5 protein-coding genes are annotated in these 4,207 nt (G+C 43.4%); 1 reads left to right on the plus strand and 4 read right to left on the minus strand.

Annotation, left to right across the window (positions count from 1 at the left end):
* The 3 genes from ACFIKD_RS08860 to ACFIKD_RS08870 all read right to left on the minus strand — a co-directional run.
* Nucleotides 1-1,391, minus strand: a 1,391-nt coding sequence (locus ACFIKD_RS08860; protein ID WP_375647811.1) for a portal protein, incomplete at its 3' end; no start/stop codon positions are given.
* On the minus strand, nucleotides 1,376-2,704 hold the full coding sequence (locus tag ACFIKD_RS08865) for a PBSX family phage terminase large subunit (RefSeq protein ID WP_375647813.1): 1,329 nt from the start codon (nucleotides 2,702-2,704) through the stop codon (nucleotides 1,376-1,378). The genes ACFIKD_RS08865 and ACFIKD_RS08860, both read right to left, overlap by 16 nt.
* On the minus strand, nucleotides 2,685-3,017 hold the full coding sequence (locus tag ACFIKD_RS08870; protein WP_273791598.1) for a hypothetical protein: 333 nt from the start codon (nucleotides 3,015-3,017) through the stop codon (nucleotides 2,685-2,687). Before ACFIKD_RS08870 ends, ACFIKD_RS08865 begins: the two co-directional genes overlap by 20 nt.
* Nucleotides 3,018-3,230: 213 nt before the next feature.
* Between ACFIKD_RS08870 and ACFIKD_RS08875 the strand changes: the two genes are divergently transcribed.
* Complete coding sequence (locus ACFIKD_RS08875) at nucleotides 3,231-3,764, plus strand: hypothetical protein (RefSeq protein WP_147269651.1); 534 nt, start codon at nucleotides 3,231-3,233, stop codon at nucleotides 3,762-3,764.
* An 8-nt stretch (nucleotides 3,765-3,772) separates the two neighbouring features.
* On the opposite strand, the gene ACFIKD_RS08880 is transcribed toward ACFIKD_RS08875, so the two are convergent.
* A partial coding sequence (locus tag ACFIKD_RS08880) for a hypothetical protein (protein WP_375647814.1) occupies nucleotides 3,773-4,207 on the minus strand: 435 nt, incomplete at its 5' end.

The raw sequence follows: 4,207 nt of genomic DNA on the forward strand, positions 1-4,207 counted from the left end.
AGATTTAAACTGGATTGGCGTCGTTGTGCCTCCAAAATACCCGCTTGTGTCACTTCCCTTGTGCCAATGAATTCGGGGGATAAACCCGTCACCTGATTAATTGCTTCCTTAGCTTCATTAAACAGCTGGAAAAACCCCGTTGGAAATTCTGCTACGGGTTTGGGTTGGATCTTTCCTTGTGCAAGGGCGCCATCTTCAGCAACTAGCAACGCATCAGCTCGCGCCCAATCTTGCATAGCCTGCCTGATGTCCTTAAACGCCCCTTCCTCGACAATAAGCCCCCCTTTGGATTGGCTATTAAGGATATACATCACTTGACTGAAATATTTATTCGCCCACCGTTGAGGATCTTTTGTAGGACGCACAACCCCATAAAATTGCCGTTCTATCTTGTCAAAATACCCCGTTATACACTCCCAACCCAATTGACCAGCTGGAACCATGGGTTGATCGGGGGATTCAAGCAGCTTTCTCCCTAAAAAAGCACGCCTTACAACCTTTTTATTGAAAGCTGCCCCTTGAATATTAGGCATCATGCATTGAAGCTGTTTAAATTCTTCCTCGCTATAATCACGAAGTTCTCCAGTGCTTAAATCGGGTGCTTTATAATATCGCTCGCTTTCAAACCAACGGCATTCAACAAGCGTGACCATCCGACGACCGTTTTCAACATCAATGCTCCCCTCATCGCTGTAATAATCAAGATCATTATGGTGAACACCTTCATGAGAGCTACCATCCCTTGCCCAATCTGCACTCAACTCTGTCCAATGAGATTTGGGAAACATCTGCTTAGCTACTTCTAACGGCTTGCGGTCTACATACCACAAACGTTGCGCATCGGTTAAATTCGGTTGCACCGCTGCACTATCCCAAACCATCTTTAACGGGTCTAAACGGGTAATTACCGGTTCACCATCGAGGCTGTTCTCATAATCAAGCCGTGTATCAGTCCACCCCATGCCACAGATAACCGCATCTTGGAAAGCATCACTATCAGCGTATTCGGCATGCGCCATGTCCCGAAACCATTCTGCCGCACCGGTAAGCAATTCACTAGGCAATGCCTTCCCTACTTGACGTGGAATAAACTGCACTTCGCGCTTGTTATTACGCTCTGACCCCACAACGGCATTGACCAATGGGGCAATACGATTAAAGGTCATAACGGGGCGGCGTTGCTTTTTTAACGCCGATAAATCTTCTTCATTCCATTGATCACCATTGTAAAAACCAAAATCCTCCCGCGCATGTTCACGCCATTTGTTCACATGCTCCACATCTTCTTTGTACCAGCTCACAAGCTTACGAAATAAGCCTTCTGTCGACAGATCTGATGCGTTACTTTCTTTGTCTAAATGCTCTTCATCATACATCATTCTGCCATCCATGACGTGCTCTCATATTCCGTTCTGCCGCTATAAGCTGGTCGCTTTTGTATTTCTTTTGGTGGTTTGTATGAAATGCACATCAGTCCAAACGCATCTGCCCCATGACTGGACCAATCGTGCTCTGCTCCCAAGCCAATATTGCGCTTCTCATCCCATTTCTCATGATACCAATTCAGTGCCTTACGTCCTGCTACCGTCGTCTTCTCATTAAACCAAACAGAAGGCAAAACACGGCGGACTGTTTCTATACGTATCTTAACAGCTCCTGCTCCCTGATTAGGGATAACTTTTGTTTGAAAGCCTGCCTGTTTAAGAGCGCTCTCAAAACTCACATTGTGCACACGGTCTCTCGTCGCACCGTCATGGGGGAGAACCATCAGTGCCTTCTCATAACCATTTTGACGTAACCAGCCTATATGCTCTGATAACGGCTGTCCCTGTGCTTCGTAATAATTAAGCACTCTAATTTCTCGCCCCACAAACTGTGCTATCCATATCGCTGTTGCATCTGCCTTGGCACCCGTGCCCCCAATATCCCAAAAAGCACGTATTTGCATTAAAGGGTCACGAGCAACACGCCCTATCCGCCCCTCTTGCTCAGCTGCCAACATTTCCTTTTGATAATAAGCACCCTGAACCGCTGTAAGATAAGCCCCCTCCCAAATATGCTTATAGGTCTCTGGACGGTTTCTCAGATCATCAAGTCGTGCTTCATTCAAGATCTTGGGAAACTTCGGATTGTCTGACCAGTTGATCTCAACACGCTTAATTGCCTCATTGTCTGAAAAGCGAAACCGCTTCTCAACGGGGGCATTCTCTCGCAACGGGTTCCATGTCACCCATAACTCTGCCCGCCACCCCTCTCCTTCTTCTCGCAAAGTCGGTATAAGCGTTTGCCAAGCCGTCTCTGTAACGGGCTCTGCCTCATCAACCCAACACAGCAAAATACGCCCCATGGATTTGATACTTGCAATATTCCGGTCAAGACCAGAAAACTGAAAGGCTATACGACCATCAATTGACTTAATCGAAGATTCCCCAACCTTGTAATAGTCCTTTAAAAAGTCATGCGCTTCAATGGCGCGTTTAATCTCCTCCAATGAACTTTCTGCTAGCGAGTTTTGAAACTGCCGTGCACAAAGGATAGTGCCCGATATCCCTTGCATACCAAATTGATAGCCTTTTAAAGCAGCCATCAAGGCAAATGATCTTGTTTTGCCTGAACCGCGTCCACCCCAAGCCGCTCGTACCAAAGCATCCCCTGCAAAAATAGGAATGAGTTTTGGTACAATACTAATCTGTCGTGTTGTCATTGACCAAAGGCGCGATTTCTACACGCGTTATCACCTTAATGGCTCCCCCATCTTCACCTGTTACCTGTAAAGGCAACACCTTACCAAGCAACGCTAAATAAGCAGCGGGGCATTCCATAGCCTGCTTTTCCAGATAAGAGATCAAACCATCCTTGCCAATTTTATTCCCAGCATTCTCAGCAGCCTTAACCACTGCTTCTTTTAAAATGCGCGTCATCTTATTCGGAACGCCTTTGACACGCCCTTGACCTGCCTTTGGTGGTATACGCTTTTTAATGGGTTGTGGAGCCTGCTGTGTATTTTCTGATGTCATAAAATACGCCCTCCAGATAATAAAAAACCCCGCATTTGCGGGGATTTTGAACTGTACATTTCCCTCTCTAGACACAATAAGCCTAAGTACAGTAAGGTCATTAAATACGATTTGCTACACTTTGTCAACATAAAAATAACACATATTGATAATTTCAAAAGGAATCAGTTAAACAGATAAAGTGCATATTAAGGTAGACATATTAAGGTAGAAATGATGTTTATAAAAAAATCTTTATTTAGAAGCGTATTAATTATCGCACTTTTTACAACCTATCTTATATTCCCTTCAAACGGATACGCTGATGATAATTTAGATGAATTCTGCTGTTCAAAAGAAGTAGTAAGACTAGAGAGAGCACGCAGTGATTATCTGTATAAAAATTACAATTGGTGGGAACAAAGGTGTTACAACGCTCAATGGATACACGATAAATACGTAGAAAAAACTTTGTCACTACCAGCACGACTAGCTAAGCAACATATAAAAACTATAGAGCAATGGCGTCGTCTAGTCATAAACCGAAATAGTGTATCGCGTGCCGTGATAAGCAATATGCAATTCGAAATAGAGCAAATGCAGCATTTAGATAGAGCAAAACGAAATAAGCAACATGAAAAGGTATCACAACTCCTCGATATCATTACCGATGTTCGAAAGACTATTGCTACACAAAAAGAAAAAGTTAAAAGGCTAGATCATGAAATTGAAATAGTAAATGATATGCTTATTTATTTTTATGAATAATTGCATACTTATGAAAAGTACTTATGAAGCACATTAAGAGCAACACGTAATGAATTCACAAGGTGTGGTAGCATTTGATCTTCTATAACGAGATACTGTAACGCTGCATAAAGGTTATATTGTCTATAGAGGCATTGGGCTTCTTTTAGTGCCTCTTGCGTGTTTATAAACTGCTCTGTTGCAAATTCTACCCATTTATCTCTTGCCTTATCATCAGATGATGACGGCATTTCGTCATAAATCGCATTAGGCAAGCCCTTTGCGCAAAGATAATTATTTCTTATCTGTAAATACTGTTGGGCGGCGTCGTATTGCTCTTGTGTTATTACACCTTGCAAACAAAGTCGCCCTATGTAAGACCCAGAAAGTGGATTTTTTGCCTCTTGTAGCGTTAAACCGAAGCGCTTTGCACGCATTTCTATTGCCAATTTATCAACGGCTTC

The sequence above is a fragment of the Bartonella sp. CR84HXZ genome (assembly GCF_042194535.1).
In the GTDB taxonomy this organism is placed as follows: domain Bacteria; phylum Pseudomonadota; class Alphaproteobacteria; order Rhizobiales; family Rhizobiaceae; genus Bartonella; species Bartonella grahamii.

Coding starts and splice junctions, on each gene's coding strand:
- ACFIKD_RS08865 (WP_375647813.1), bottom strand. CDS start 2,704: ATGACAACACGACAGATTAGTATTGTACCAAAACTCATTCCTATTTTT.
- ACFIKD_RS08870 (WP_273791598.1), bottom strand. CDS start 3,017: ATGACATCAGAAAATACACAGCAGGCTCCACAACCCATTAAAAAGCGT.
- ACFIKD_RS08875 (WP_147269651.1), top strand. CDS start 3,231: ATGATGTTTATAAAAAAATCTTTATTTAGAAGCGTATTAATTATCGCA.